Source organism: Achromobacter sp. JCM 18799, assembly GCF_055395645.1.
On the sequence record NZ_AP043866.1, the window covers coordinates 4,333,930 to 4,360,040 of the forward strand.

The following is a 26,111-nucleotide window of genomic DNA, read 5'->3' on the forward strand; positions in this document are numbered from 1 at the left end:
CGCGTACCTCCATTGACAGCGATTCAGCGCATGCCGTTTAATAAGGATTAATTAATTACCGGACGGTCGGTAGGTAATTATAGGCACACCCGCCTAGGATGCTCAAGTCCCGATGTTCAAGTCCTCCAGTGACCTTTTTCCGCGACGACGCCATGCCCCACTCTCTTGTGACTGATTTGTACGGCCAGATGTCCCTGCCGGTCATCTGCGCCCCGATGTTCATCGTGTCCAACCCCAAGCTGGTGGTGGCGCAGTGCACCAGCGGCATCGTGGGGTCGTTCCCCGCGCTGAACGCGCGTCCGCAAAGCCTGCTGACCGACTGGCTGGACGAAGTCCAGGCCGGCCTGGCCTCGCACCGCGAGGCCAACCCCGGGGCGACGGTTGCGCCATTCGCAGTCAACCAGATCATCCACCAGTCCAACGACCGGCTGGAGCAGGACCTGGCCGTGTGCGCCAGCCACCGCGTGCCGCTCATCATCACCAGCCTGCGCGCCCCCGGAGACCTGGTCAAAGGCGTGCATGACTGGGGCGGCAAGGTATTCCACGACGTGACCACCATCCGCCACGCCGAAAAAGCGCTGGAAGCCGGCGTGGACGGCCTGATCCTGGTGTGCGCCGGGGCTGGCGGCCATGCGGGCACGCTCAGCCCCTTCGCGCTGGTATCCGAAGTGCGCCGCTTCTATGACGGCCCGCTGATCCTGTCGGGCGCGATCACCTCGGGCGCGCACATCCTGGCCGCGCAGGCCATGGGCGCGGACTTCGCCTATATGGGTACGCGCTTCATCGCCAGCGAGGAAGCCAACGCCAGCGAAGGCTACAAATCCGCCATCGTGGATGCCAGCGCTTCGGACATCCTGTACACCCCGTTCTTCACCGGCATCCCCGGCAACTACCTGAAGGCCAGCATCGCCGCCGCCGGGCTGGATCCGGCCAACCTGCCGCAGCCCGACAGCGGCGCGTCGAATTTCGGCTCGACCCGGGTCAAGCCCTGGAAGGACATCTGGGGCGCGGGCCAGGGCGTGGGCGGCATCGCCAGCGTGCTGCCGACCCGCCAGATCGTGGACACGCTGCGCAGCGAATACGCAGACGCCAAGACCCGTCTGGCCAACGGTTTCGGCGCATGAGCGCCGGTCTGCAGGTCAGCCGCGACGGCGCGGTGTTGACGCTGACCATCAACCGTCCGGATCGCCGCAACGCGCTGGATACCGCCACCTATGCCGCGCTGACCGAACAGATCGCGCTGGCGTCGGCCGACACCGCGCTGGCGGCGGTCATCCTGACCGGCGCGGGCGAGCACTTCACGGCGGGCAACGATTTGCGCGACTTCCAGGCGGAACGCGGCGCCGGCGACAGCGCCGGCCTGACTTTCCTGCGCGCGCTGTCCATGGCGGACGTGCCGGTCATTGCCGCGGTCGAAGGCTATGCCATCGGCATCGGCGTGACGCTGCTGCAGCATTGCGATTTCGTCCACATCGGCGAAGGCGCCACCTTGCGCATGCCGTTCGTGGCGTTGGGGTTGTGTCCGGAAGGCGCTTCCAGCCTGCTGATGCCGCGCCTGGCCGGCGCCCGCCGCGCCGCCGAATGGCTGTTGCAGGGCAAGGCCTTCACGGCGCAAGACGCCTGCGACGCCGGGCTGGCCACGTCGGTCACGCCCAAGGGCCAGGCGCTGGCGGCGGCGCAGGCCACCGCCGCCGACCTGGCGCGCCAGCCGCCGGCCGCGCTGCGCCTGACCAAGGCCATGCTGCGCCGCCCGGACCGCCAGGCGATCCAGGACACGCTGGACTACGAAGCCCAGCAGTTCCGCATCCGCCTGCAATCCGAGGAAGCGCAGGCGGCGTTCGCGAAGTTCTTCAAGAAGTAGGAAAGCCGGATTGCGCGCCCTGCCCCAACGCGCGCAATCCGCCGCCTCAGAACGGCGAATCCGGCCGGAAGTTCGGCGCGCGGCGTTCACGCAGGGACTGGATCCCTTCGCGTACGTCCGGGCCGCCAAAGCCCATGAATTCCAGGGCCAGCGAGGTATCGAAGCTCGGCCCCGCCATGCGCAGCCAGTTGTTCAACGAATACTTGGTCCAGCGGATCGCGGTCTGGGAGCCTGCGGCCAGCTTGTTGGCGACTTCGAAGGCACGTCCGATGAGTTCGGCCTCGTCCACGCACAGCGACACCAGGCCGATGCGCTCGGCTTCCTCGCCGGTCACGGTTTCGCACAGCATCAGGTAGTACTTGGCGCGCGCCATGCCGCAAAGCAGCGGCCAGACGATGGCGGCATGGTCGCCGGCCGTCACGCCCAGGCGGGTATGACCATCGATGATGCGCGCGTCGCGTGCGGCGATGGAGATGTCGGCCAACAGGCCGGCCACCAGGCCCGCGCCCACGGCCGCGCCATGCATGGCGGACACAATGGGCTTGTTGCAGTTGATGATGTTGTAGACCAGGTCGCGGGCCTCGCGCCAGACGCGGGTGCGCACGTCGAAATCGTCGGCCATCTGCTGCACCAGGTCCAGGTCGCCCCCGCCCGAAAAGCCCTTGCCCTCGCCACGGATCACCACCACCCGGGTGTCCGGATCGGTGTCGATATCGCGCCAGATGTCTGCCAGTTCGCGGTGCATGCGGTCGTCGGCGGTGGACAGCTTGCCCGGCTTGCCGCCCTTGGCCCCCATGATCACCTCCAGCACCCCGCCGGGGTGCCGGCGCAGTTTCAGGGACTCATAGGCGGAATAGTGTTCCAGCGTGATGTCGCTCATGTTCGTCTCCACGTCGTCTAGTCTTGGGCCGGACCGGATGCCGGCCGGTTTGGGCGCACTATAGTAGATACGCGCCTTCGCGCCACGCCGCCATCCCCAGGAGCCTCAGCCCATGAACACTACCGCCCCGTCCGCCGGCGGCGCCATCGACCGCGCCGCCCTGCCCGCCCTGTTCGCGCCGCGCGGCCGGGACACTCACAAGGGTAGTTTCGGCACGGTGGGCGTGGTGGGCGGCGGCCCGGGCATGACGGGCGCGGCGCTGCTGGCCGCGCGCGCCGCCCTGAAGACCGGCGCCGGCAAGGTGCTGGTCGGCTTCGCCCAGGACGCCGCGCCGCTGGCCTGCGATCCGCTGCAGCCCGAACTGATGCTGCGCGACGCCCGCTCGCTGCTGGAAGAAGACTGGGGCGTCACCGCCTGGGTGGCGGGATGCGGCATAGGCACGGGCGCCCTGGCGGCCAACGCCCTGTCCGAACTGTTCGTGCTGCGCCGCGCAGCGCCGCTGGTGCTGGACGCGGACGGGCTGAATCTGCTGGCCCGCGGCGACATCCAACCCAACTGGGGCGAGGGCACCGTGGTGCTGACGCCCCATCCGGCCGAGGCCGGGCGGCTGCTTGGCGTGGATACGGCCGAGGTGCAGGCCGACCGCCCGGCCGCCGCCAGGAAACTGGCGCTACGCTACCGCGCCTGGATCGTGCTGAAGGGCGCAGGCACCGTGGTCAGCTCCCCGGATGGCGATCTGCGGATCAACACCAGCGGCAATCCGGGGCTCGCCACCGCCGGAACCGGGGACGTATTAGCGGGCATGCTGGGTTCGCTGATCGCCCAGAAGCTGCCGTTGGACCAGGCCGTGGCCGGCGCCGTCTGGCTGCACGGCGCGGCGGCCGATGCGTTGGTGGCCCAGGGTGTCGGCCCCATCGGACTGACCGCCGGAGAGCTGGCGGACGCGGCCCGCGCCCTGCGAAATAGCGGCTAAGTCCCTGGGGAATAAACATTTTTACAACATATAGGGGTTTACCCTAAAAATAGCATTGCATCGACCCTAGGGTTATCCCTATAATGGTTTACACCAAGACGAAACGGACTGGAGCAAACCATGAGCGAACTGACCCTGAACCACACTGCCCGCCTGACCGACGCGCTGGAGCGCGATCTGCTCCGCGGCGCCCTCGAGAACCAACCGAATTCCCATCCGCTGACCAGCCTGAAGAAGGCCGGCCAAGCCGTAGTGGCAGCTGTTGCCGCCGTGTTTTCCTTCATCGATGAAGTGAACGAGTCGATGAACAAGGCCCGCGCCGCCAGCTCGCGCTTCTCCGGTTCGCAGTGGTAAGCCCTGCCGCGCCGGCCTGAGTCGCGATCGATCTCCCGCGATTCAGCCTGGCGCGACCCCGCCGCAACGCCCGCCGGCTTCCCGGCGCCCCTTGCGGCGGTTCTTCGGCGCCCAGTCCCTCACCCGGGCGCCATCGCGCCGCGCAGGCCTCCAGACGAGGCAGCGCGGCGCCCTCTTTCCCCCTCCCTCTCCGCGTTTTCCCTAGCGCCGCGCTTGCCATTGCGCATTGACAGTGCGCGAAGCCCCTACCGATAATCGGCCCCTTGCCGTCGTGCCCGGCGCCAAAACCCCCTGAGCCCCTTCCAGGCGACGCCGCCCGCGCGGCTGGCGCAGGCCGGTTTACACGCAGGCGCGATCCGGTTCGTTCCCCATCCGGAGTTGTCACCATGAAGTTGCGCACTACCCTGGCCCTTGCGGCCGCCGCCATTCCCCTGGCCGCCGCCCAAGCCCAGACGCTGAAGATCGGCCTGTCGGCCGAACCCACCTCGGCGGACCCCCACTATCACAAGATGACGCAGAACGACGCGTTCTCCGCGCACGTCTACAGTTCCCTGGTGGGTCGCAGCGCCGACATGAAGCTGGTGCCCGCACTGGCCACTTCCTGGAAGACGCTGGACGACCAGACCTGGGAATTCAAGCTGCGCGACGACGTCAAGTTCTCCAACGGCAAGCCGTTCACGTCCGAAGACGTGCTGTTCACCATCTGCCGCACGCTGAACAACGAAACCAACGTGTCGCAGTCCTACATGGACATGACCAAGCGCATCACCGACGTGCAGACGCCGGACGCGCACACCGTCATCATCAAGACCGGCGAGCCCTTCCCGCTGATGCCCGCCGAACTGGCGCGCTCGCTGCCCATCGTCTGGAACGGCATCGTCGAGCACGGCAAGCTGACGTTCGACCCAAAGAAGGGTTGCGGCGTGACCGGCGCCTGGCCCACCGTGGCCGACTTCAACAACGGCAAGGATGCCATCGGCACCGGCCCGTACACCCTGAAGTCCTACGTCAAGGGCACCGGCATCGAGCTGGTCCGCAATGAAAACTACTGGGGCCCCAAGCCGTACTGGAAGGAAGTGAAGTTCGTGCCGGTGCCGTCGGCCGGCCCGCGCCTGACCGGCCTCCTGTCCGGCGACTTCGACATGATCGAAAACCCCGCCGCTCGCGACCTGCCGCGCCTGAAGGACAACCCCAAGTTCGGCTTCGTCGCCACCCCGTCGACCCGCCTGGTGTTCTTCCAGCCGGACGTGGGCCGCAACCCGAGCCCCTTCGTCAAGAGCGCCGACGGCAAGAACCCGCTGCAGGACCTGCGCGTGCGTAAGGCCATCTCGATGGCCATCGACCGCAAGACCATCACCGCCCGCATCATGGACGGCATGGCCACGCCCGCCTTCCAGTACATGCCCGACGGCATGTTCGGCGCGCTGCCCCAGGCTCCGGAAATCAAGTTCGACCCGGAAGGCGCCAAGAAGCTGCTGGCCGAAGCCGGCTACCCGAACGGCTTTGAACTGACGCTGTCGTCGACCAACGACCGCTACGTCAACGACGGCCAGGTGGCGCAAGCCGTGGCCCAGTACCTGGCCCGCGTCGGCATCAAGACCAATGTGGACGCCATGACGGCCTCCATCTACTTCCCCAAGCGCGCCAAGCGCGAGTTCAGCTTCTCGATGGGCGGCTGGCCGGCGGAAACGGGTGAAGCCTCGGCGCTGTTCCAGCTGTGGGTGGCATCCCTGGATTCCCCCAACAGCCTGGGCACCAGCAACTACGGCGGCTTCAGCAATGCCGACTTCGACAAGGTCTACAAGGAAGCCATCGTGACGGTGGACGCGGCCAAGCGCGAGAAGCTGCTGCAGCAGTCCACCCAGATCGCATTGGATAACGTGCCGCTGATCCCACTGCACTTCGAAAGCAGCATCTGGGCCTTCCGCAAGGGCATCACCTACGAAGGCCGTCGCGACCAGTACACGCTGGCCACCTCGGTCACGCCCGAAAAGAAGTAATCAGGTCCGCCTGAACGAAAACGGCTGCCCCAGGGCAGCCGTTTTTTTTACCTCCGCCGAGGACGTTTGCATCCTGGACAAACTATGCCGCCGCCCTGCCTTGCAACGCGTCGTCCAGTTCCCGCGCCAGCAGTTCGACGAAGGCTTCGGCCGCCGGCGGCAGCACCCGGCCCGGCATGACCTGGATCTGCAGGGTGCGCGATTGCAGCTCGGCGTTGGAAATCGGCACGGCGATCAGCTCGTCGCGCCGCAGGCTCCAGGCCACCGAGATATAGCCGCTGAGCATGATGGCGTCCGACCCGAAGACAAAGCCGTGCAGCGGCGAGGAATCGTTGCAGGTCAGCGCCGGCTCCAGCTGCACCGACTCCAGCGCGCAGCCCATTTCGAACAGCTGCCGCGTGGTGGTGCCGGGCCCGGTCAGGGCTAGCGGATACTGGCTGAGATCCTGCAGGCTGACGCTGGCGCGGCCCGCCAGCGGATGGTCGGCCGCCATCACCGCATGCACCGGCGCGCGGCGCGAATAGCGCGGACTGACCCCGCCTATGCGTTCGGCGATGAAGACCATCCCCAGCTCCACGCTGCCTTCGGCCACCCGGCGGCTGACCTCGGCCGGCGAACCCACGTGCAGATCGAAGCGGATGTTGGGCCAGTCGCGGCGAAAACGCGCCATCACCGAGGGCAGGAAGATCCGCGCCACGCCCTCGACCGAGGCCACCCGAATCTCGTTGCGCGCGGCGCCCTTGATGGCGGCGATTTCCTGCAGCACGGAATCGGCTTCCAGCATGGTGCGGCGGGCATGCGCCAGCAGCAACTGCCCCGCTTCGCTCAGGACCATGCCGCGCGCGGCGCGCTCGAACAGCGGCGCGCCCGCCTCTTCCTCCAGCTTGGCGATCTGCCGGCTGATGGCCGACACCGCCACATGCAGGCGCTCGGACGCGCCGCTCAGGCTGCCCGCCTGGGCAACCTCCAGAAAATACTTCAAGGCGATGCCGTGCACGTCAGCCCTCGCGGTTCTCAGGGATTGGGAATGGGGAACAAGCTTTGCCTTTTCTGCAAAGCTCGAGATAAATATTCTAATTGTAGAGAAAGCAGCCAAGCTCCTAGAATTCGCCCAATACTCAAAGGCGGCGCGCGCCTGACGCGCCCTATATATAAGGGAAAACCCGTGTTAGCAGCCTGTTTCAGCGCCCGCCGCGCCGCGGCGCCCGCTCATGCCGGCGGCTAGCCGCCACCCCAGCGCCATCGCCTATACAATCCCGTCGCTTCATCGGAGTTCCCATGCCCACGTCCGCCCCCGCGTCCACACCGCGCCCATTTCTACTTGCCTGTCCGAACTTGTCGGCGGAGCGGGTGGGCAACACGGATACCCCGGGGGTCTGGCATTTCGATTCGGGCGTGCCGGGCAAGCGCGTCATGCTGAGCGCGCTGATCCACGGCAATGAACTCTGCGGCGCCTGGGCGCTGAAGGACGCGCTGGCGGCAGGCCTGCGCCCGCGCCGCGGTTCGCTGACGCTGGCGTTCTGCAACCTGGCGGCGTTCGACCGCTTCGACCCCGCCAACTACGCGCCCGCGCGCTTCGTCGACGAAGACATGAACCGCGTCTGGAGCGACGACAAGCTGAGCGCGCCCGCCAGCCAGGAACGCCGCCGCGCAGCCGAGATCCAGCCCTGGGTCGAGCAGGCCGACTGGCTGCTGGACTTCCATTCGATGAGCAATTCCGACGTGCCGCTGCAGCTGACCGGCATGGAGCAACGCAATATCGATCTGGCGCTGGCGCTGGGCAACCCCGCCACCATCATCGCCGACGCCGGCCATGCCGCCGGCGTGCGCATGCGCGACTACGGCCGCTTCGGCGAAGCCGGCGACAACGGCACCCGTTCCCTGCTGATCGAATGCGGCTTCCATGGCGCGCCCGAGGCGCGCGGCGTGGCCGTCGACCAGATGGCGCGCTTCCTGGTGGAAGCGGGCACGGTGGACCGCGGCGACCTGCCCGCGGATTGGTTCGCCCCCGCGGCGCCCACGCAGCGCGCACTGCGCGTCACGCATGCGATCGCCGCCAAGAGCGCCGACTTCCGCTTCGCCCAGCCCTGGAAGGGCCTGGAAACGCTGGCCCGCGCCGGCGACCTGATCGGCTGGTCCGAGGGCGAGCCCGTCGTCACGCCCTATGACAACTGCGTGCTGATCATGCCGTCCACCGCCAATCTGCGGCCCGGCGTGACCGTCGTCCGGCTGGCGCAGCCCATCGCCTGAAGACCCGCGGCGGTCCGCCAGGAACGCCGCCCTGCAACACCATAACCAATACAACAAAGGGACAAAATCCATGTCTGCCCAGACGCTCTACCGCAGCATGCTCACGGCCTTCGCCATGGCCGCCTGTACCACCGCGGCCATCGCGCAGGACGCCGCCGGCGTTCTGCGGATCGGCCTGTCGTCCGAGCCGACGTCGATGGATCCGCACTACCACCAGGCCACGCCGAACGATGCGATGACTTCGCACATGTTCGAGACGCTGGTGGGGCAGGATGCCAAGATGGACCTGATCCCGCGCCTGGCCACGGCCTGGAAGCCGGTGGACGACACGACCTGGGAATTCACGCTGCGTGACGGCGTCACGTTTTCCAATGGCCAGCCCTTCACGGCGCAGGACGTGCTGTTCACCTTCTGCCGCGTGGTCAACAACGAGCAGTCCATCAGCAGCTCGTACCCTTCCATCGTGCAGAAGTTCGCTGACGTGCAGGTCCGCGACGGCAACACGCTGGTGATCAAGACGCGCCAGCCCTATCCGCTGCTGCCCAACGACCTGACCCGCATGGGCATGCTGTGGAACGGCATCGCCGAACACGGCCCGATCAGCTTCGACCTGAAGAACAAGTGCGGCGTCACCGGCGCCTGGCCCACCGTGGCCGACTTCAATACCGGCCGCTCCGTGATCGGCACCGGGCCCTACACGCTGAAGAGCTACGTCAAGGGCACCGCGATCGAGCTGACGCGCAACGACGCCTACTGGGGCGCGAAGCCCGCATGGAAGGACGTGAAAATGGTGCCGGTGCCGGCTGCCGGCCCGCGCCTGACGGGCCTCCTGGCGGGCGACTTCGACCTGATCGAAAACCCCGCCGCGCGCGACGTGAAGCGCATTTCGGAGACCCCGGGTTTCGGCCACGTCATCACACCGTCGGTACGCGTGGTGTATTTCCAGCCCGACGTGGCGCGCAATCCCAGCCCCGGCGTCAAGGCCGCCGACGGCAAGAACCCGCTGCAGGACGTGCGCGTGCGCCGCGCCATTTCCATGGCCATCGACCGCAAGACCATCGCCGACCGCATCATGGACGGCGCCGCCACGCCGGCCAACCAATTCCTGCCCGACGGCATGTTCGGCACCCTGCCCAAGCCGCCCGAGCTCAAGTACGACCCGGCCGCCGCCAAGAAGCTGCTGGCCGAGGCCGGCTACCCGAACGGCTTCGAACTGACCGTCTCGTCCACCAACGACCGCTACATCAACGACGCGCAGATCACGCAGGCGGTAGCGCAATACCTGTCGCGCGTGGGCATCAAGACCACCGTCGACACCATGACGCGCTCGGTCTACTTCCCCAAGCGCGCCAAGCGCGAGTTCAGCTTCGCCATGGGCGGCTGGTCGTCGGAAACCGGCGAGGCCTCGTCCTTCCTGCAATACTGGGTCAGCGCGTTCGACAAGGAACACGGCCTGGGCACCAGCAACTACGGCGGCTATGACAACCCCGAGTTCGACCGCGTGTTCAAGCGCGCCCTCGTCACCGTGGACCCGGCCGCGCGCGAAAAACTGCTGCAGGAATCGCTGACGCTGGCGTTGGCCGACCTGCCCAGCATTCCCCTGCATTTCGAAAGCAGCATCTGGGCGTTCCGCAAGGGACTGACCTATGAAGGCCGCGCCGACCAGTACACCCTGGCCATGTCGGCCAAGCCCGCCAAGTAAGACCCTACGCGGCGCCCGCAAACCCTGAGCCCACCAAGGAAATAATCTCGTGGCCTTGTTCATCCTACGCAGACTGATACAGAGTCTGTTCGTGCTGCTGGCCGTTTCGGTCGTGGTCTTCTTCGCGGTCTATGCCGTGGGCGATCCGATCGAACTGCTGGTCAGCCCCGAAGCCAGCCAGGCCGCACGCGAGGCGATGATCGCCCGCCTGGGCCTGGACCTGCCGGTATGGCAGCAATACACAGGATTCCTGTGGCGCGCGCTGCACGGCGACCTGGGCACCTCCTTCGTGCACGGCATCCCCGCCATCGAACTGATCGTGCAGCGCATTCCCGCCACGTTCGAGCTGGTGGTCGTGGCCATCATGCTGACCTGTGTGTTCGGCATTCCGCTGGGGCTGATCGCGGGCCTGTACCGCGACCAGCCGCTGGGCCGCGGCATCATGGCATCCTCGGTGCTGGGTTTTTCGCTGCCGAACTTCTGGCAAGGCATGATGCTGATCCTGCTGTTTGCGGTGTGGCTGGGCTGGCTGCCCGCCACCGGCCGCGGCGACACGGTCACCGTGCTGGGCGTGCCCCTGTCCATTCTGACTGCCGACGGCTGGTCGCACCTGATCATGCCGGCCATCAACCTGGCGCTGGCCAACATCGCGCTGGTGCTGCGCCTGACCGCGTCCGGCGTGGTCGAGGCCCGCAGCCAGGACTATGTGAAGTTCGCGCGCGCCAAGGGCGTCAAGCCCGGCCGCATCGTGCGCCGCCACATCCTGCGCAACATCCTGATCCCCGTGGTCACCGTGATCGGCATGGAATTCGGCACCCTCATCGCCTATTCCACCATCACCGAAACCGTGTTCGCATGGCCAGGCATGGGCAAGCTGCTGATCGACAGCGTCTACCAATTGGACCGCCCGGTCGTGGTGGCCTACGTGATGCTGGTCACCCTGATCTTCGTGATCATCAACCTGGTTGTGGACATCCTGTACGCCACGCTCGATCCGCGCGTGCAGCTCGTGACTCCCGCTCAATAATCCGCCATGGCTCAAACTCCGAATCCCGGCCGCACCCGCACCGTCCAGCCCCTGGCTGAGACGCCCCAGCGCGCCTCCATCCTGAAGAAACTGCACGCGCGCCCGACGGTGCGCGGCTCCGTCATCGCGCTGACCATCCTGATCGTGCTGGTGGTCTTCGCGCCCTACTTCGCGCCGCAGAATCCCTACGACCTCGCCAACCTTTCGCTGATGGACGGCCGCCTGGCGCCGCGCCAGGCGCTGATGGACGGCAGCATCGCCTGGCTCGGCACCGACGACCAGGGCCGCGACATGCTCAGCGCCATCCTGTATGGCCTGCGCATCAGCCTGATGGTGGGCCTGTCCGCCGTGGTGCTGGGCACCGCCGTGGGCGGCGCCATCGGCCTGGTGGCCGCCTATGTCGGCGGCGTGGTCGACACCGTGCTCATGCGCATCGTCGACTTCATCCTGGGCTTTCCGACCATCCTGGTGGCGCTGGTGCTGCTGGTGGTGCTGGGGCGCGGGGTCGACAAGGTGATCCTGGCCCTGGTGCTGGTGCAGTGGGGGCATTACGCCCGCATCATGCGCAGCCGCGCGCTGCAGGAACGCCGCAAGGAATACGTGGAAGCCGCCGCCAACCTGGGCTTCCCGGCCTGGCGCATCATGCTGTTCCACCTGCTGCCCAACTGCCTGGGCCCCGTCATGGTGTTTGCCACCATCCAGATCGCGACCGCAATCGCCCTGGAAGCGACGCTGTCGTTCCTGGGCGTGGGCGTGCCCATCACCGAACCCTCGCTGGGCCTGCTGATTTCCAACGGCTTCCAGTACCTGCTGTCGGGTGACTACTGGATCAGCCTGTTCCCGGGCATCGCCCTGCTGCTGCTGATCCTCTCCATCAATATCGTAGGCGACCGCCTACGCGAAAGCCTGGATCCCAAGAGATGAGGCCCACCCCCGAAGCGCTGCGCGCTTCCCCCTCAAGGGGGCATGCCTGCGGACCGGCAAAGCCGGCTCCGCGGCATCCCGATGGAGCTATCTCCATTACATGCGCCGCGGTTGGCGCAATGGGCAACTGAAATGAGCGAAAACATTCTTGAAGTGCGCGGCCTGCGCACCGCATTCCATACCGAAGCCGGCGCCTGGCTGGCGGTCGACGGCGTCGACCTGACCGTGCGCCGCGGCGAGATCGTCGGCCTGGTCGGCGAATCGGGTTCCGGCAAATCCGTCACGGGCTTTTCACTGCTGGGTCTGATCGACCCGCCCGGGGAAGTGGTGGACGGCGAAGTGAAGTTCAAGGGCACGGACCTGCGCAAGCTGAGCGAAGAGCAGATGCGCCAGTTGCGCGGCAACCGCATCGCCATGATCTTCCAGGATCCCCTGATGACGCTCAATCCGGTGCTGCGCATCGGCGAGCAGATGATGGAAGCCATCCTCACCCACGAAAACGTGCCGCGCGCGGAAGCCGAGGAACGCTGCCGCGAGGCGCTGGCCATGGTCGGCATTCCTTCACCCGAAAAGCGCCTGAAGAGCTATCCGCACGAATTCTCGGGCGGCATGCGCCAGCGCGTGGCGATCGCGATCGCCATGCTGAACAAGCCCGACCTGATCATCTGCGACGAGCCGACCACGGCGCTGGACGTCACCATCCAGGGCCAGATCCTCTACCGCATGCAGGAGATCTGCCGCGAGCACAACACGGCGCTGATCTGGATCACCCACGACCTGGGCGTGGTGGCCGAACTGGCCGACCGCGTGGCCGTGATGTACGCCGGCCGCATCGTCGAAAGCGGCCCGGTCGAAGAGGTGCTGGACGCGCCGCGCCACCCCTACACCAAGGGCCTGCTGGATTCGATGCCCGGCGCCACCCAGCCTGGCGCGCGCCTGCACCAGATCAACGGCATGGCGCCCAGCCTCGCCGGCCGTCCCTCGGGCTGTCCGTTCCGCCCGCGCTGCACCAGCGCGGTCACGCGTTGCACCGAACAAGCCCCCACCGTCACCACCGAAGGCGCGCGCAACTACCGCTGCTACGTGCCGATTACCCGCGAGGCGCAGCCGGTATGAGCCAAGCCGATACTCCCGTCATCGAGCTCAAGAACGTCCACAAGCGCTTCGAGCAACGGCCCGACCTGGCCCAGCGCATCCTGGCCCTGACCGGCCGTCCCATCGACCGCCGCACCGTGTATGCGGTCAACGGCGTGGACCTGTCCATCAAGCGCGGCGAAGTCGTGGGCCTGGTCGGCGAGTCCGGCTGCGGCAAGTCCACGCTGGGCCGCGTCGTCGCCGGGCTGCACGGCCAGACTGAAGGCCAGCTGCTGTACCAGGGCCAGGAAGCCCGCCGCCTGCGCGGCGCCGACAAGCTCGCCTACACGCTGGGCGTGCAGATGATCTTCCAGGATCCGCAGGCCTCGCTGAATCCGCGCCAGCGCCTGCGCCAGATCCTGGGCGAATCGCTCAAGGTCCACAAGCTGGCGCCCGCCGCCCAGATTCCCGCGCGCATCGACCAGGCGCTGAAGGAAGTGGGCCTGGACCCCGAATACCGCGACCGCTTCCCGCACCAGATCTCGGGCGGCCAGCGCCAGCGCATCGGCATCGCCCGCGCGCTGATGGTGGCGCCGAAGTTCCTGGTCTGCGACGAGCCCGTGGCCGCGCTGGACGTGTCGATCCAGGCGCAGGTGATCAACCTGTTCATGGACCTGCGCGAACAGCACGGTTTCACCTACCTGTTCATCAGCCACGACCTGGGCGTGGTCAAGCACATCTCGGACCGCGTGGCGATCATGTATCTGGGCAAGATCGTGGAAATCTCCACGTCGGCCGAGATCTTCGCGCGCGCCAACCATCCCTATACCCAGGCCCTGATGGCCGAGGTGCCGGACGTGGGCCGCCGCGGCCGCAAGTTCACGCCGATCAAGGGCGAAATCCCGTCGCCGCTGAACCCGCCGCCGGGCTGTACCTTCAATCCCCGCTGCCCCCACGCCATGCCGCGCTGCCGCGAGCAGGCGCCGGTCCTGAAAGAAATCTCGGCAGGCCACTGGTCGGCCTGCCACCTGAATGAGGCGAACGCCTGATGAAACCCTCCGAGATGTCCAACGTCGACCGCATCGCCATCGAACTGGGCCATGCCGGCCGCAACGCCATCCTGTATGTGGACGAGGACCGAAACTCCGACCGTCCTTTCAAGCTCCAGACCTACCGCCCCTACGGCTACACGCCCGACATGCCGGTGGTCATCGTGCAGCACGGCGTGCTGCGCAACGGCGACGAGTACCGCGATTTCTGGGTGGAAGCCGCCGACAAGCACAAGCTGCTGATCGTGGCGCTGACCTTCTCCAACGAGATCTGGCCCGGCGTGGAAAGCTACAACAACGGCCGCGTGTTTTCGGCCGGCGGCAATCCGCGCCACATCGACGGTTGGACCTACGCGCTGGTGGGCAACGTCATCAAGGACCTGATCGCCGGCGAAATTACCGACGGCCAGAACGTCTACCTGTTCGGCCATTCCGCGGGCGGCCAGTTCGTGCACCGCCTGATGAGCAGCCAGCCGCACGCGCCGTTCAAGGCCGTGACTGCCGGCAACCCGGGCTGGTACACGCTGCCCACGTTCGACTATCCCTTCCCCGAAGGCATGGACGGCGTCGGCCTGACCGAAGAGCACCTGGTCAAGCTGCTGGCCTACCCGATGACCATCCTGGCGGGCGACCAGGACATCGCCACCGACGACCCCAACCTGCCGTCCGAACCCGCCGCCATGCGTCAGGGCCCGCACCGCTTTGCGCGCGCCCAGAACTACTTCGAGTTCGGCCGCAAGGAGGCCGAGCGCCGCGGCGTGCCGTTCGGCTGGAAGCTGCAGGTCGTGCCCGGCATCGGCCACGACGGCCGCGCCATGTCCGCCGTGTGCGCCAGCCTCTGGTTCGATGGCAAGATGCCCGATGACGCCGAACTGGCCCGCCTGGCCGGCCAGCAGGTCGCCTGACCGCTCCCATTTTCTTCGTTGCAGATATCCGATACCGTCATGTCCAACACCCAGAGCACTGAACAGATCGTCGCCGGCATCAAGAGCTGGCTGCAATGCGAATCGCCCTCGAACTTCCCCGAAGGCATCGCCGCCATGGCGCGCATCATCGCCGACTACGCCGCGGCCGCCGGCCTGACGGTGGAACTGTCGTCGCTGGGCCCGACCACGGGCCCGCTGCTGTACGCGACCAACCGCGCCCCCGGCGACACGCGCCCCGGCATCCTGATCCTGGCGCACATGGACACGGTGCATCCGGTAGGCACGCTGCTGGAGAACCCGGTACGCATCGAAGGCGACCGCCTCTATGGTCCCGGCGGCTACGACATGAAGGCCGGCATCTACCTGGCGCTGACCGCGCTGTCCGGCCTGGCTCGCCCCGGCGCGACCCAGCTGCCAGTGGATTTCCTGGTGGTGCCCGACGAAGAAACCGGCAGCCACGCGTCGCGCGCGCACATCGAGCGCTTCGCCGCCAACGCCAAGTACGCGCTGGTCTGCGAACCCGCCCGCCCCAACGGCGGCAAGTGCGTCACGGCGCGCAAGGGCACCGGCATGCTGAACCTGAACGTCAAGGGCCGTCCGGCCCATGCCGGCATGCAGCACGAGAAAGGCCGCAGCGCCATCCGCGAAATGGCCCACCAGGTGCTGGCGCTGGAAGCCATGACCGACTATGACCGTGGCATCACCGTCAGCGTCGGCACCATCGCCGGCGGCACCGTGACCAACACCGTGCCGGCGCTGTGCCGCTGCGTGGTCGACTTCCGCGTGCCCGACATGGGCGCCGCCGAGGACGTGCTGCGCCGCATGCGCGAGCTGTGCGCCGTGGGTCCGGACGTGGAACTGGACATCGACGTGGAACTGAACCGTCCGCCCATGGTGAAGACCGAAGCCGCCGCCGATCTGCTGGCGCTGGTGCAGGGCTACGCCGAACGCGCCGGCTTCCTGCTGGAAGACGCACCCATGACGGGCGGCGGCAGCGACGCCAACTTCACGTCCGCCATGGGCATCCCGACGCTGGACGGCCTGGGCGCCGACGGCGACGGCGCGCACACCTTGAACGAGTACATCCTGGTTTCGACGCTGGAACAGCGCATGAAATTCTGGGAGTTGCTGCTGAAAGAACTGGCGTAAAAAGTCCTTGCCGCCACCGATAGCCGTGCGCCGGCAACTGCTGGCGCGGGCGCTCGCCATGCAAGCCCTGTGCGCGGCTGGCGCGGCGCACGCCCACACCGGACAGGCCGAACCGGACCACAGCCTGCTTGCCGATCGGCCGACCCGTCCCGCGCCGGCCCAGCCGGGCTGGCTCGTCGCCGTCGACAATTGGCAGACGCTGGAAGGCGGCGCCAACACGGCCCGCATCAAGCAACGCACCACCGGCGTGTATGGCGGCGGCGAATTCGATGCCGGCGCCGGCTGGCGCCTGGGCGGCGCGCTGGGCGCCACCCGCAGCCGGGTCCGCATCGACGCGGCCGATGCGCGGCTGGACGTGTACAGCTATACCGCGGGGATCTATGGCAAGAGGTCGTTCGACGCGGGCCCGGGCAAGCTGAACCTGCTGACGGCCGCCTCCTACACCTGGCACGACATCGACACCCGGCGGCATTTCGAGATGCCCGGCATCGCCCGGCAGACCTTGACCGCCGACTTCAGCGCCTACACCGCGCAGGCCTTCTCGGAACTGGGTTACGAGCTGGCACTGTCGCCACGCGCCGCCATCGAACCGTTCGCCGGCTTGGCCGTGCGCAATGTGCGCACGCGCAGCTTCAGCGAATCGGGCGGTTCCACGGCGCTCTCGGGCGACGCGGGACGGATCCGGCAGACCACCACCACGCTGGGGGTGCGCGGTCAGACCGGCTTCGCGCTCGGCCCCACCTTTGGCAAGCTGCATGCGACGCTGGGCTGGCGCCGGGCCTTCGGCGACGTGCAGCCGGAAACCACCCTGGTGCTGGACGGCGGCAGCGTGCTGTCGGTGGCCGGCGCGCCCATCGCCCGGTCCGCCGCGCTGGCGGGCGCGGGCCTGGAAATCGCCGTGTCGCGCTCGGCCGTCATCGGCCTGGCCTACGGCGGCCAGTATGGCGGCGGCAACCGCGAGCACACCGGCTCGCTGAGCCTGCGATGGGCCTTCGGCAACCTCTGAAAACCGCAGCCCTTTCGCCTTAGAATTACGCACTCAGACTGCGCCCTTCCTCTTTCATCATGGCCGACTCCCCCAAGCCCCTCAGCGCCATCGCCTATGGCGTCGCCACGCTGGCCGCCGACGGCGCCATCCTGGACACCTGGTATCCGCGTCCCTCGCTGGCCGACAACTCGCCGGCCACCGGCACCCGCCACCTGTCGCCCGAGGAAGCCCGCGCCGCGCTGGGCGAACACGTGCCCACCGCCCTGGTCCGCGACACCCGCCGCAAGGTCGACATCGTCGCCGTGCGTACCGCGATCTCGTCGCTGGACGAACCGCCGGTCGATGCGCACGACGCCTACCTGCGCCTGCACCTGCTCAGCCACCGCTTGATCCGCCCGCACGACGCCAACCTGGACGGCCTGTTCAACGTGCTGGCCAACGTGGCCTGGACCTCGGCCGGCCCCTGCGCGGTGGATCAGGTGGATGCGCTGCGCTGGCACCTGCGCGCCTCTGGCCAGATCCTGGAAATCCGCGGCGTGGACAAGATTCCCCGCATGACCGACTACGTCATGCCCGGCGGCGTGCGCATCGCCGACACCGCGCGCGTGCGCCTGGGCGCGCATCTGTCGCCCGGCACCACGGTGCTGCATGAAGGCTTCTGCAATTTCAACGCCGGCACGCTGGGCGCGTCCATGGTCGAAGGCCGCATCAGCGCCGGCGTCATCGTCGACGACGGCAGCGACATCGGCGGCGGCGCATCCATCATGGGCACCATGTCGGGCGGCGGCAAGCAGGTGGTGTCCATCGGCAAGCGCTGTCTGCTGGGCGCCAACTCGGGCATCGGCATTTCGCTGGGCGACGACTGCGTGGTGGAAGCCGGCTGCTATATCACCGCCGGCACGCGCGTGCTGACGCCGGAAGGCGCGGTGGTGAAGGCCACCTCGCTGGCGGGCCAGCAAGGCCTGCTGTTCCGCCGCAATTCGCAGACCGGCGCCGTGGAGTGCCTGGTGCGCACCGCCGCCTGGGGCACGCTGAATCCGGCCCTGCATACGGGGCACTGAACCCCGGCTCAGGCTCCTGGCGGCACCGGCACAAAAGGATAATGCGCCACCGTGCCGCCGCCCGCGATGATGGCGGTGGCTTCGGGCACTTCCTCCCAGGCGCCGGGCATCTCGGTCAAGGGCTCCGATAGCAGCATGAAGGCGTCATCATCCAACGCCGCGATCTGCGGATTGTCGGGATACAGCTGGCGCAGATGGCGCACGCAGGTGTTGTGGAACAGCGTGCGCGAATCGGCCTCGCTGGAATAGCGCACGGCGATCAGGCGCTGGCCGTCCAGCGCGCAGACCGTCATGTTGATGGGCTGCGCCACGCCATGCCGCCTGCCGGTCTCTTCCACCGCGCCCACCATGCGAGCCAACGCCGCCAGCGGGTCTTCCTCCAGGCCAAAGCTCAAGGCCAGCAGGAACATCACCTCGGAATCCGTGGAACCTTCCAGCGACCCGAAATAGGCCGGCGCGATCATCAGCATCAGGTCGCGCCTGAGCAGCGGATAGTCGCGGATGACGCCGTTGCGCACGAACAGCCACTGGCCATGGCGAAACGGATGGCAGTTGGTTTCCTGCGCGGGCGTGTCGGTGGCGGCGCGGATGTGCGCCACGAACAGCGGCGCATGGATTGCGCGCGCGGCCTCGCGCAGATTGCGGTCGTTCCAGGCCGGATGCACGCTGCGGTAGCGGAACGGCGGCTCGAGCGGCTGGCCTTCGTGTTGACGGCCATACCAGCCCAGCCCGAAGCCGTCGCCATTGGTGGTGGTGGCGCCCAGCCGCGAGTGCAGGCTCTGGTCGATCAGGGAGTGCTTGGCCTTGAACAGCACGCTCTCCATCTGTATGGGACTACCGGTATAAGCCAGCCAGCGACACATGGCGCGCTCCTTCGATCCACGGGGTTGCCGCGCCCCGGACCGCGGGGCGGGCGCAGTCCAGTGTAGGAGCAGGCCGCGGCTTTCCACAAGCCGCCGCCCCGCCCCTATTTCTTCAGCAGCGCCTTGAGCATGGCCATGCGCTCCTTGGGATTCATCGCGGCGGTAGCCGCGTCTTCCTGCATGCGCACATCGCCCAGGCCCATTTCCTCGATGAAGCGCGAAGGCTCGCGCACCAGGTCCTCGCGCGCCCGGCGGCGGCGCTTGCACCAGCTCAGGTTCAGACTGCGCTGCGCGCGCGTGATGCCCACGTACATCAGCCGGCGCTCTTCCTGGATGCGCGAAGCCAGGTTCTCGGCCGCGCGCGCCGGGTCGCCGACCTCGTCGTCCTTGCCCAGGTGCGGCAGCAAGCCTTCCTCGACGCCCGCGAGGTACACGTGCGGATACTCCAGCCCCTTGGAGGCATGCAGGGTGGACATCTTCACGGCATCGGGCTCTTCTTCCTCGCCGCGCTCCAGCATGGTGACCAGCGCCACGTGCTGCACCAGATCGAAGAGCGTCATGTTGTCTTCTTCGGCCTTGCGCTTGAGCCATCCGGTCAGCTCCAGCACGTTCTGCCAGCGCGTCTGCGCGGGCCGCTCTTCGAACAGCTCATAAAGATGGCGTTCGTACTGGATGGCCTCCAGCAGATCATCCAGCAGCACGCCCGCGGGCTCGGACGGCGCGGCGGTCTTGGCATCGGCCGCGCCGCGGCCGGCGCGCCATTGCATGCGGCGGATGAACTCGGTGAAGGTGCGCAGCGGCTCCAACTGCCGTGGCGCCAGCAGGCTTTCCAGGCCGGTCTCGGCCACTGCCGCCAGCAGGGACAGTTCACGGCTGGCGGCGTACTGCCCCAGCGTCTGCAAGGTGGCCTGGCCGATGCCGCGCTTGGGCGTGGTGGCCGCGCGGATGAAGGCCGGATCGTCGTCGTCGTTGGCCAGGATGCGCAGATAGGCCAGCACGTCGCGCACTTCGGTCTTGTCGAAAAAACTCTGGCCGCCCGAAATCGTGTACGGAATCTTCAGGTTGCGCAGCGCCTGTTCCAGGATGCGCGACTGATGGTTACTGCGGTACAGGATGGCGAAATCCTTCCACTGCGCCTGGCGCTCGAAGCGCGACGCCGACACCTTCATGGCGATGGATTCGGCCTCCTGTTCCTCGCCGTCCATGGCCGACACCAGGATGGGTTCGCCCACCCCCAGCTCGGACCACAGTTTCTTGTCGAACAGCTTGGGATTCTTTTCGATCACCTGGTTCGCGGCCGCCAGAATGCGCTGCACCGAACGGTAGTTCTGCTCCAGCTTGATGAGCTTGATGTTGGGGTAGTCGGTGGTCAGCTTGGCCAGGTTTTCGATGGTCGCGCCGCGCCAGGCGTAGATCGCCTGGTCGTCGTCGCCGACCGCCGTGAACATGGCGCGCGAGCCCGTCAGCAACTGCACCAGGCGGTACTGGCACACGTTGGTGTCCTGGTACTCGTCCACCAGCAGATAGCGCACGCGGTTCTGCCAGCGGGTGCGCACTTCTTCGTTGTTGGCCAGCAGCAGCGCCGGGATGCGGATCAGGTCGTCGAAGTCCACCGCCTGGTAGGCGGCCAGCGTGGCGGCGTAGCTGCGGTAGACGTTGGCCGCTTCCACGTCGGCCGGCGTGATGGCCTCGCGCGCGGCATCGTCCGGTTCCATCAAGCCGTTCTTCCACAGCGAGATGATGCCCTGCACGTGGCGCAGACGGGCCTTGTCGGTAGTGTTCAGCAGTTCCTGGATGATGGCCATGGCATCGTCGGCGTCCAGGATCGAAAACGTCGGCTTCAGCCCCGCATTGCGCGCTTCCTCGCGCAGCATCTTCACACCCAGCGAATGGAAGGTGCTGATGATCAGGCCCTTGGACAGCTTGCGGTCCACCAGGGTCTTCACGCGCTCATCCATCTCGCGCGCGGCCTTGTTGGTGAAGGTCAGCGCCACCACGTTGCGCCCCATGTAGCCGCATTCGCGCAGCAGGTAGGCGATCTTCTGCGTGATCACGCGCGTCTTGCCGCTACCGGCGCCGGCCAGCACCAGGCAGGGGCCGTCCAGGTACAGCACCGCTTCGCGTTGAGCGGGGTTCATGCCTTGGGCTATAGGTTCGCTGGCGGACATTTGAGTCAGGTGATCATGCATCGCGGCGGCCGCATTGAAGCTGCGGCCAGCAAGCACGGAGCTTGCGGCCGCCCGTCAGCGGGCCGGTAACACGCGAGAAAAAGGGGACGGGCGCAGCCGCCGCAGCGGGCCTGCCGCGCCGGCGCGATAGAGGAGAAAGATCATAGAACAATCGGATCGACGGCGCATTGGCCCCGGCCGCGGCCGATCAGATTTCCAGCGGATCGACTTCCAGTTGCCAGCGCACGCGCGCTTCGTTGGCCAGGTACGGCAGGTGATGCGACCAGGACGTCAGGAAGGCCTGCAAGGCCGGCCTGCTGCTGCTTTCGGCCAGCAACTGCGCACGCTCGATATTGGCCACGCGTACCACGCGCAGCGGCACCGGGTCGTACAGCATGATGGCGTCCAGGCCCGGGAAGTCGGCCGCCCACTCGCCTTCCGGCAAGGCCCGCGCCCGCTCCAGGAACTCCAGCGCCACCTTCAGCTCGCGCGCCTCGGCGGTCAGCAGGGCTTGGTAAACGAAAGGCGGCAGGCCGGTGCTTTCCCGCTCGTGCAGGGCATGGCGGGCAAAGCCCGCGTAATCGTGCCGCAGCAACGCCTGGTAGACCGGCTGCTCAGGGTAGTTGGTCTGTATCAGCACCTCGCCGTTGCCTTGATGGCGGCCGGCGCGGCCCGCCACCTGCATCAGCTGCGCGAACAAACGCTCCGGCGCGCGGAAGTCGTGCGCGAACAGCATGGAATCCGCGTTCAGCACGCCCACCAGTCCCAGGCGCGCGAAGTCGTGGCCCTTGGCCACCATCTGCGTGCCGACCAGGATGTCCACCTCGCCGGCATGCACCGAGGCGAACAGCGCTTCGGCGCTGCCCTTCTTGCGCGTGCTGTCGGCGTCGATGCGCAGGATGCGCGCCTCGGGAAACAACTCCGCCAGATGCTCCTCGACCCGCTGCGTGCCGCGTCCCATCGGCGCCAGGTCCTGGTCGCCGCATTCGGGGCAGGCGCGCGGCACGGGGGCCTGATAGCCGCAGTGATGGCATTGCAGGCGATGGCCGCGGCCGTCGGTGCGGTGCAGGACGGTGAACGCGGTGCAGCGCGGGCAATTGCTGACCCAGGCGCAAGACTGGCAATGCAGCACCGGCGAATAGCCGCGGCGGTTCAGGAAGATGAGCGACTGTTCCTTGCGTTCCAGGCGCTGCCCGATGGCGTCCAGCAACTGCGGCGACATGCCCTGCTTCAGTTGCAGGCGCCGCGTGTCGATCAGGCGCATGGACGGCAGGCTGCTGGCGCGCGCGCGGCCCGGCAGGGTCAGTCGCAGGTAGCGGCCGCGCTCGGCATGCTGCCAGGTCTCCAGGGACGGCGTGGCCGACCCCAGCACCACCGGGATATTCAGGTCATGGGCGCGCCACACCGCCAGGTCGCGCGCCGAATAGCGCAAGCCGTCCTGCTGCTTGTAGGACGCGTCGTGTTCTTCGTCCACCACGATCAGGCCCAACTGGCTCAAGGGCGCGAACACCGACATGCGCGTGCCCAGCAACATGCGGGCCTCGCCGCGCTGGGCGCGGGTCCAGGCCTGCAGGCGTTCGCCATCGGACAGGCCGCTATGCATGACCGCCAGGCCGTCCGGTCCGACCAGCGCCTCCAGGCGCGCGCGCAGCGCGCCTTCGAGCTGCGGCGTCAGGTTGATTTCGGGCACCATCAGCAACACCTGGCGTCCCGCCGCCAACACCCTTTCGGCCGCGCGCAGGTACACCTCGGTCTTGCCGCTGCCCGTCACGCCGTGCAACAGCACGGGCTTGAACCCGTCCAGCGCGCCGATGGCGTCCACCGCCTCGCGCTGGGCGTCGTTGAGTTCCGGCGGCTGATCCGCCTGGGCCGGCGCGCGCACCGCCTTGCGCTTGCGCCCGTCCAGGCGCGCCACGGGTCCGCCGGCCGAGCGCTTGCCCTGGTAGGCCGTGGGCTTGCGCAGCGGCGGCGGCAGCGTGGGCAGCATCACCTCGCCCAGCGGCCGCTGATAGTAGTCGGCGGCAAAGCGGGCCAGACGCAGCCAGTCCTCGTCGAAAGGCGGCAGGTCATCCAGCACCTCTTCGATCGGCCGGATCTGCTTGGGGTCGAAAGACGGCTCCGCCGGGTTGTCCACCACCACGCCAATCAGCTTGCGGCGGCCGAACGGCACGATGACCCGCAGGCCCACCGTCACCGGCGCGTCGCTGCGGTAATCGAAGGGGCCGGGCAAGGGCACGTCCAGCGCCACCCGCACCCAGCAGACCGCGGGGGTCGTATTCGGCTGCGCTTCAGACATGGGAGCTAGGACGGAGCATGTAGACGGATGATCCCGGATGATGCCGGCGCGCCCCATTTTCCGCCTGTGGATAACTTTGGGGAAAAGGCTGGAGCAACATCGAAAATTGGAATTTGACAAGATTGCGCAAACTTGCGAAATCTTGTTGAAAACCCTAATTTAATCATTAAAAACAATGACTTATTAGAGCTTCCGAGATTGTAAACTAGCATCTAAAGGGTTTTCCCCGAGAGCAATCTTGCTGTGCACAAGTGTCCCCGGGGACCCTCCTGCTCCGGCCCTGTAGACCGAAGCGTTCACTCACTTACCCCCGCAGCGAACGGCTGTGCTGATGGACTTCATCAACCAATTCGGCTACGGCTTCTGGCGGAGTAAAGCGGGAAATACCGTGCCCCAGGTTGAACACATGGCCGCCCTTGCCCACCGGTCCAAACGCGTCCAGCACGCGCCGCGCCTCGGCACGGATGGCGGGTCCGCCGCCGAACAAGGCCATGGGGTCGAGGTTGCCCTGGAACGCGACCGAGTCCCCGGTGCGGCGCCGCGCGGCGGCCAGATCCACCGTCCAGTCCAGGCCCACGGCATCGGCGCCGCAAGCGGCGATCTGTTCCAGCCACTGGCCGCCGCCCTTGGTGAAGACGATGGCCGGCACGCGGCGGCCTTCGTGTTCGCGGGTCAGCCCGGCCACGACCTTGCGGGTGTAGGCCAGCGAGAACTGCTGGAACAGGCCATCCGCCAGCACGCCGCCCCAGCTGTCGAACAGCATCACGGCTTGGGCGCCGGCGGCGATCTGCGCGTTCAAGTACTGCAACGTGGCTTCGGCGTTGATTTCGAGGATGCGGTGCAGCAAGTCGGGACGCGCGTACAGCAGCGTCTTGATCAGGCGGTAGTCGTCGCTGCCCTGGCCTTCCACCATGTAGCAGGCGATGGTCCAGGGGCTGCCGGCAAAGCCGATCAGCGGCACCTTGCCGTCCAGGTCGCGCCGGATCGTGCGCACGGCATCGAACACGTAGCGCAGCTTGTCCATGTCCGGCACTTCCAGGCGCGCCACGTCTTCTTCGGTACGCACCGGACGGGCGAAGCGCGGACCCTCGCCTTCGGCGAAGTCCAGGCCCAGGCCCATGGCGTGCGGCACCGTCAGGATGTCCGAGAACAGGATGGCTGCGTCCAGGTCGAAACGCTCCAGCGGCTGCAACGTGACTTCCGAAGCGTAGTCCGGGTTCTGAGCAAGGCCCATGAAGGAACCCGCGCGGGCCCGCGTCTGGCGGTACTCAGGCAGGTAGCGGCCGGCCTGGCGCATCAGCCAGATCGGGGTGTAGGGCACGGGCTCGCGCAGCAGCGAGCGCAAGAACACATCGTTCTTCAGTACGGAAGCAGACACGACTATCCTCGATGATCGGAAGCCGTGATTTTACTTCCCCTGGCTGACAAGTCGCAGCCAGGCTCTGCGCCGCACTTGCCGCCGCGCAAGCGGGGCGCTTTCCGGGGCAAGACGGCGCGCGTGACGTCCCGCTGGCTGGCCCCGCGCCGACCAGTTGGCCACCGCCCCGTCGTTTCAGGCTCCCCGCTCCTGCGCGGCCTGCCGGTACGGCGCCGCCTCGATGCCGTGCTTGCGCATCAGGGCCCAGAACGCCCGCCGATGCTTGCAGCACGCCCGCGCCGCCTGCGCCACGTTGCCGCCATGGCGCGACAGCGCATGCCGGATATAGTCGCGCTCGAAGCCGTCCACCACTCGCGCCTTCGCGATCCGGAAGGATTCGTGCGAAGGCCGCGGGTGCTGCTTGCGCATGCCCGACAAGGCTTGCTCGACCTGATCCGCCGGCACCCGCGAGCGCAGGACAGCGTGCCTCGACACCCCGTCCGTACCCAACTGGGGCTGCGCCTCGCGATAGGCCGTCGCGGGCTCGCGGATATCCGTCCGCGCCAAGCCTCGCCCTTGCGCCGCGCCGGCCAGGCGGCCGAGCCGCACCCGCATGCTCTCCAGGCAGGCCGGCTGCATGATGAAATCCGACGCGCCCAGGCTCAACAGGTCTTCGATGGCGGGCGCCTTCACATCGGAGATCAGCAACAGCACCGGCGTGCTCAACGCGCTGCCCGCTTGTTGCAGGGCCATCCGCGTCCAGGAGAGCGATGGCGGCGCCACCGGCAGGATGCAGCAGTCGTAGCGCCTGAGCGCCACCGCCAGCCGCGCCAACGCCTGCACGTCCGCTTCCTGGCCTTCGGCCTGCGCATGCGCATCGCTCTGCGCGCCGGATGCGGCATCGCGTGCCGCCACGCCGGGAGCCGCATAGCGCACCGGACTCAGCGACACCAGATGCAGCCGCACACGCGTCTGCCTGGCCGGGTGCAGCGCGACCAGGTCGCGCATCGGCCCATCGTGGCCGGGCGCCAGCAGTACCCCGCAATCCAGGACTTCTCGCACGCTTCCCCCTACGCTTGACTAGGAAGACTGAAGGCTACTGTTGCAACCGCCTTGCAGCTATTCGTAGTGATCGCATTGCGGCTCGCACAAAGGGCGGCGCGGCGGACGTTCACGTGGACATGAAAAACACGAGCATGAAAAAAGCGG

The 26,111-nt window shown here is 67.4% G+C and carries 22 protein-coding genes; 15 read left to right on the forward strand and 7 right to left on the reverse strand.

Going from position 1 to position 26,111, the window contains the following annotated elements; all coding sequences use genetic code 11:
- Positions 1-152: 152 nt before the first annotated feature.
- A complete protein-coding gene (locus ACZ5YA_RS20405; protein ID WP_059377647.1) occupies positions 153-1,124 on the forward strand; it encodes an NAD(P)H-dependent flavin oxidoreductase in 972 nt (323 codons plus the stop codon).
- A complete protein-coding gene (locus ACZ5YA_RS20410) occupies positions 1,121-1,861 on the forward strand; it encodes an enoyl-CoA hydratase-related protein (RefSeq protein ID WP_118933375.1) in 741 nt (246 codons plus the stop codon). Before ACZ5YA_RS20405 ends, ACZ5YA_RS20410 begins: the two co-directional genes overlap by 4 nt.
- Before the next feature lie 46 nt (positions 1,862-1,907).
- Here ACZ5YA_RS20410 and ACZ5YA_RS20415 read toward each other — a convergent pair whose 3' ends face one another.
- Positions 1,908-2,741 carry an enoyl-CoA hydratase/isomerase family protein gene (locus ACZ5YA_RS20415; RefSeq protein WP_013391155.1) on the reverse strand — a complete coding sequence of 278 codons (834 nt, stop codon included), beginning with the start codon at positions 2,739-2,741 and terminating at the stop codon, positions 1,908-1,910.
- A gap of 112 nt (positions 2,742-2,853) precedes the next feature.
- Between ACZ5YA_RS20415 and ACZ5YA_RS20420 the strand changes: the two genes are divergently transcribed.
- The 3 genes from ACZ5YA_RS20420 (at position 2,854) to ACZ5YA_RS20430 (ending at position 6,068) form a co-directional block, all read left to right on the forward strand.
- Entirely contained in the window at positions 2,854-3,714 is an 861-nt protein-coding gene (locus ACZ5YA_RS20420; RefSeq protein ID WP_464091151.1) for an NAD(P)H-hydrate dehydratase, read from the forward strand.
- A 120-nt stretch (positions 3,715-3,834) separates the two neighbouring features.
- A complete protein-coding gene (locus tag ACZ5YA_RS20425; RefSeq protein ID WP_054455155.1) occupies positions 3,835-4,068 on the forward strand; it encodes a hypothetical protein in 234 nt (77 codons plus the stop codon).
- Between the two features lie 386 nt (positions 4,069-4,454).
- Positions 4,455-6,068, forward strand: coding sequence for an ABC transporter substrate-binding protein (locus tag ACZ5YA_RS20430; protein ID WP_059377307.1), 1,614 nt, complete (start codon positions 4,455-4,457; stop codon positions 6,066-6,068).
- Positions 6,069-6,150: 82 nt separating this feature from the next.
- Here the strand turns inward: ACZ5YA_RS20430 and ACZ5YA_RS20435 are convergent, their stop codons facing one another.
- Positions 6,151-7,050 carry a LysR family transcriptional regulator gene (locus ACZ5YA_RS20435; RefSeq protein WP_223283428.1) on the reverse strand — a complete coding sequence of 300 codons (900 nt, stop codon included), beginning with the start codon at positions 7,048-7,050 and terminating at the stop codon, positions 6,151-6,153.
- Positions 7,051-7,346: 296 nt separating this feature from the next.
- Between ACZ5YA_RS20435 and ACZ5YA_RS20440 the strand changes: the two genes are divergently transcribed.
- From ACZ5YA_RS20440 to dapD, 10 genes are all read left to right on the forward strand, one after another.
- Positions 7,347-8,318: a M14 family metallopeptidase gene (locus tag ACZ5YA_RS20440; protein WP_464091152.1), complete on the forward strand. Its 972-nt coding sequence runs from the start codon at positions 7,347-7,349 to the stop codon at positions 8,316-8,318.
- Between the two features lie 70 nt (positions 8,319-8,388).
- Complete coding sequence (locus ACZ5YA_RS20445) at positions 8,389-10,020, forward strand: ABC transporter substrate-binding protein (protein WP_464091153.1); 1,632 nt, start codon at positions 8,389-8,391, stop codon at positions 10,018-10,020.
- A gap of 49 nt (positions 10,021-10,069) precedes the next feature.
- Positions 10,070-11,047 (forward strand): ABC transporter permease, encoded by a 978-nt coding sequence (locus ACZ5YA_RS20450; RefSeq protein ID WP_013391148.1) that lies wholly within the window; start codon positions 10,070-10,072, stop codon positions 11,045-11,047.
- A gap of 6 nt (positions 11,048-11,053) precedes the next feature.
- Positions 11,054-11,971, forward strand: coding sequence for an ABC transporter permease (locus ACZ5YA_RS20455; RefSeq protein ID WP_464091154.1), 918 nt, complete (start codon positions 11,054-11,056; stop codon positions 11,969-11,971).
- Between the two features lie 132 nt (positions 11,972-12,103).
- Positions 12,104-13,087 (forward strand): ABC transporter ATP-binding protein, encoded by a 984-nt coding sequence (locus ACZ5YA_RS20460; protein ID WP_059377297.1) that lies wholly within the window; start codon positions 12,104-12,106, stop codon positions 13,085-13,087.
- A complete protein-coding gene (locus ACZ5YA_RS20465; protein ID WP_013391145.1) occupies positions 13,084-14,094 on the forward strand; it encodes an ABC transporter ATP-binding protein in 1,011 nt (336 codons plus the stop codon). The genes ACZ5YA_RS20460 and ACZ5YA_RS20465 overlap by 4 nt, the downstream gene beginning before the upstream one ends.
- Positions 14,094-14,999 (forward strand): alpha/beta hydrolase family protein, encoded by a 906-nt coding sequence (locus ACZ5YA_RS20470; RefSeq protein ID WP_118933378.1) that lies wholly within the window; start codon positions 14,094-14,096, stop codon positions 14,997-14,999. Before ACZ5YA_RS20465 ends, ACZ5YA_RS20470 begins: the two co-directional genes overlap by 1 nt.
- A gap of 39 nt (positions 15,000-15,038) precedes the next feature.
- The gene (locus tag ACZ5YA_RS20475; protein ID WP_054455173.1) at positions 15,039-16,169 is read left to right on the forward strand and encodes a M20 family metallopeptidase; all 1,131 of its coding nucleotides are present in this window, start codon (positions 15,039-15,041) and stop codon (positions 16,167-16,169) included.
- 7 nt (positions 16,170-16,176) lie between these two features.
- Positions 16,177-17,175, forward strand: a complete 999-nt coding sequence (locus ACZ5YA_RS20480) for an autotransporter outer membrane beta-barrel domain-containing protein (protein ID WP_464091155.1) — start codon at positions 16,177-16,179, stop codon at positions 17,173-17,175.
- Positions 17,176-17,234: 59 nt separating this feature from the next.
- A complete protein-coding gene (gene dapD, locus ACZ5YA_RS20485; protein ID WP_118933379.1) occupies positions 17,235-18,218 on the forward strand; it encodes a 2,3,4,5-tetrahydropyridine-2,6-dicarboxylate N-succinyltransferase in 984 nt (327 codons plus the stop codon).
- Between the two features lie 8 nt (positions 18,219-18,226).
- Here the strand turns inward: dapD and ACZ5YA_RS20490 are convergent, their stop codons facing one another.
- The 5 genes from ACZ5YA_RS20490 to ACZ5YA_RS20510 all read right to left on the reverse strand — a co-directional run bounded on the left by ACZ5YA_RS20490 (position 18,227) and on the right by ACZ5YA_RS20510 (position 25,910).
- Positions 18,227-19,081 (reverse strand): class II glutamine amidotransferase, encoded by an 855-nt coding sequence (locus ACZ5YA_RS20490; RefSeq protein WP_464091156.1) that lies wholly within the window; start codon positions 19,079-19,081, stop codon positions 18,227-18,229.
- Between the two features lie 104 nt (positions 19,082-19,185).
- Positions 19,186-21,249: a UvrD-helicase domain-containing protein gene (locus ACZ5YA_RS20495; protein WP_059377283.1), complete on the reverse strand. Its 2,064-nt coding sequence runs from the start codon at positions 21,247-21,249 to the stop codon at positions 19,186-19,188.
- Positions 21,250-21,457: 208 nt separating this feature from the next.
- Entirely contained in the window at positions 21,458-23,545 is a 2,088-nt protein-coding gene (locus tag ACZ5YA_RS20500) for a primosomal protein N' (protein ID WP_251878656.1), read from the reverse strand.
- Between the two features lie 304 nt (positions 23,546-23,849).
- On the reverse strand, positions 23,850-24,923 hold the full coding sequence (gene hemE / locus ACZ5YA_RS20505; protein ID WP_059377279.1) for a uroporphyrinogen decarboxylase: 1,074 nt from the start codon (positions 24,921-24,923) through the stop codon (positions 23,850-23,852).
- Positions 24,924-25,097: 174 nt separating this feature from the next.
- Entirely contained in the window at positions 25,098-25,910 is an 813-nt protein-coding gene (locus ACZ5YA_RS20510) for a helix-turn-helix domain-containing protein (RefSeq protein WP_059377277.1), read from the reverse strand.
- Positions 25,911-26,111 lie beyond the last annotated feature (201 nt).

Excerpts from the sequence above, each read along its gene's own strand:
- ACZ5YA_RS20500 (WP_251878656.1), bottom strand. The coding sequence starts at position 23,545 with ATGTCTGAAGCGCAGCCGAATACGACCCCCGCGGTCTGCTGGGTGCGG.
- ACZ5YA_RS20510 (WP_059377277.1), bottom strand. The coding sequence starts at position 25,910 with ATGCGCGACCTGGTCGCGCTGCACCCGGCCAGGCAGACGCGTGTGCGG.
- ACZ5YA_RS20430 (WP_059377307.1), top strand. The coding sequence starts at position 4,455 with ATGAAGTTGCGCACTACCCTGGCCCTTGCGGCCGCCGCCATTCCCCTG.
- ACZ5YA_RS20410 (WP_118933375.1), top strand. The coding sequence starts at position 1,121 with ATGAGCGCCGGTCTGCAGGTCAGCCGCGACGGCGCGGTGTTGACGCTG.
- ACZ5YA_RS20445 (WP_464091153.1), top strand. The coding sequence starts at position 8,389 with ATGTCTGCCCAGACGCTCTACCGCAGCATGCTCACGGCCTTCGCCATG.
- ACZ5YA_RS20465 (WP_013391145.1), top strand. The coding sequence starts at position 13,084 with ATGAGCCAAGCCGATACTCCCGTCATCGAGCTCAAGAACGTCCACAAG.
- ACZ5YA_RS20460 (WP_059377297.1), top strand. The coding sequence starts at position 12,104 with ATGAGCGAAAACATTCTTGAAGTGCGCGGCCTGCGCACCGCATTCCAT.
- ACZ5YA_RS20495 (WP_059377283.1), bottom strand. The coding sequence starts at position 21,249 with ATGTCCGCCAGCGAACCTATAGCCCAAGGCATGAACCCCGCTCAACGC.
- dapD (WP_118933379.1), top strand. The coding sequence starts at position 17,235 with ATGGCCGACTCCCCCAAGCCCCTCAGCGCCATCGCCTATGGCGTCGCC.
- ACZ5YA_RS20440 (WP_464091152.1), top strand. The coding sequence starts at position 7,347 with ATGCCCACGTCCGCCCCCGCGTCCACACCGCGCCCATTTCTACTTGCC.
- ACZ5YA_RS20455 (WP_464091154.1), top strand. The coding sequence starts at position 11,054 with ATGGCTCAAACTCCGAATCCCGGCCGCACCCGCACCGTCCAGCCCCTG.
- ACZ5YA_RS20470 (WP_118933378.1), top strand. The coding sequence starts at position 14,094 with ATGAAACCCTCCGAGATGTCCAACGTCGACCGCATCGCCATCGAACTG.
- ACZ5YA_RS20415 (WP_013391155.1), bottom strand. The coding sequence starts at position 2,741 with ATGAGCGACATCACGCTGGAACACTATTCCGCCTATGAGTCCCTGAAA.
- ACZ5YA_RS20425 (WP_054455155.1), top strand. The coding sequence starts at position 3,835 with ATGAGCGAACTGACCCTGAACCACACTGCCCGCCTGACCGACGCGCTG.
- ACZ5YA_RS20490 (WP_464091156.1), bottom strand. The coding sequence starts at position 19,081 with ATGTGTCGCTGGCTGGCTTATACCGGTAGTCCCATACAGATGGAGAGC.
- ACZ5YA_RS20475 (WP_054455173.1), top strand. The coding sequence starts at position 15,039 with ATGTCCAACACCCAGAGCACTGAACAGATCGTCGCCGGCATCAAGAGC.
- ACZ5YA_RS20405 (WP_059377647.1), top strand. The coding sequence starts at position 153 with ATGCCCCACTCTCTTGTGACTGATTTGTACGGCCAGATGTCCCTGCCG.
- ACZ5YA_RS20420 (WP_464091151.1), top strand. The coding sequence starts at position 2,854 with ATGAACACTACCGCCCCGTCCGCCGGCGGCGCCATCGACCGCGCCGCC.